Origin of the sequence: Pseudomonas viridiflava (assembly GCF_003702045.1) — a bacterium.
GTDB lineage: Bacteria > Pseudomonadota > Gammaproteobacteria > Pseudomonadales > Pseudomonadaceae > Aquipseudomonas > Aquipseudomonas viridiflava_C.
The window spans coordinates 1,787-3,180 of record NZ_RBTP01000055.1 but is presented as its reverse complement, the minus strand read 5'-3'; the positions used below and the strand labels follow the sequence as shown (position 1 = coordinate 3,180).

Below are 1,394 nucleotides of genomic sequence, written 5' to 3'. Positions count from 1 at the left end.
TAGGTCGCTGACGTGTCACCTAGTCAATTTTTCTCGTACAGCGGTGACTCTGGTAACGGCTTGCCAGTCTTTGGATCGAGGAGCTTGGCTTTGGCCAGTTGTTCGATCAGCGCTTCGGTTGGTTTTGGTGGCTGGACGTTGGCCTTGCGTTCCTCGACCCACTTCAGCTTGCCGTCCCAGGCGGGAAGTTTGGCGGGTGGCAAGGGAACGATATCGTTGATTTCGGGGACGGTGGGGTTGGCGTAGGACCAGTCGCCCAAGATATCACTAATCTTTTTATAACGTTCTGCGCGCTCTAGATCATCATGCTGGGCTAAATAATATAGGCGATCATCAGCCTTGGGACCGCGAAATCCTTTTGCTAAAAAAGAAGCAGCTATTTCATTACCAGCCGCTGTGCCTGATTGATAAGCATCTAGTGCTTCGCTGTAATGCCCATCTATAGCCAAGTCAGTTCCTAAAGCCAAAGCAGCTTCACCGCTGCCTTGGTTAGCAGCGCACCGGCGCATTTGTCTTGCTACCTCTGGAGCAATATCAATGGGCTCTAGCTGTTTTGCGACATATTCCTGAGCCTGCGGACTTCCTTCATCTGCAGCCTTTCGGTAATAACGCAAAGCCATTTCCTGATTCCGCTGTAATCCGGCGACACCCCTTTGAAGATAGGTTGCGATTAAGTAATAACCTGTAGCAACCTTAGCATCGATCAATTGCTGACTCAGCCGCAGCACCTCTTCGCCGCTCAGATTGAACTGCCCGCGTGCCGCGCCGTTCTGCAGATTGACATTCGCCTTATAATGCAGGTTTGCTGCCGCGATACGATAAAGCCGCTCTATTTCGGCGTCGACGGTCTTGTCCTGCTTTAGCTGGTTATTCTTCTGCATCCAACGAGCATATTGAAAAAGCATATCCGTATCAGCAGGCGCAGCCGGAATTTTTTCATATGCACAGGTAAACGCTAGCTTTGCATTAATATTGTTAAGGCTATCCAAGGCGGTATCCTTTTTCTGTAAAAAATTTGCGTGGGCTGTGCTGCATACAAGCAACAGGCTCGAAATCAAAAGAATCAGGCGCATCAGTCAAAGTCCTTGTAATTGGCTTCGCCATAATGGAACTCAACAAGAGAAGTATTTGGCGAAAGCTTTTTCGATCTAAGCCTTATGTTACCTTCAATAAGTTCTCCCCAGGCTTTGAATGCATCTTTGGGATCATCCTGCGCCCCCTTATTCCCCATATGCAGCCCCCACAACCTGCGCCTCAACTGCTGTGTCGTGTCCGCATATTCATGACAAATATTCAGTTCACTGTCACCCATCATGCTGCGGGTGTTGATGTTGGCAGAGCCCTGCGTGGTGTACACGTCGTTGACGATCATCAGTTTGGAGTGGATGTACACC

General features: G+C 49.4%; 2 protein-coding genes. Both read right to left on the bottom strand.

The features are described 5' to 3' along the window. Window positions 1-23: 23 nt before the first annotated feature. Window positions 24-1,073, bottom strand: coding sequence for a sel1 repeat family protein (locus tag ALP40_RS17035; protein ID WP_122209392.1), 1,050 nt, complete (start codon window positions 1,071-1,073; stop codon window positions 24-26). Then, on the bottom strand, window positions 1,073-1,394 hold a 322-nt coding region (locus ALP40_RS25880; protein WP_259640721.1), incomplete at its 5' end, for a phospholipase D-like domain-containing protein. The genes ALP40_RS25880 and ALP40_RS17035, both read right to left, overlap by 1 nt.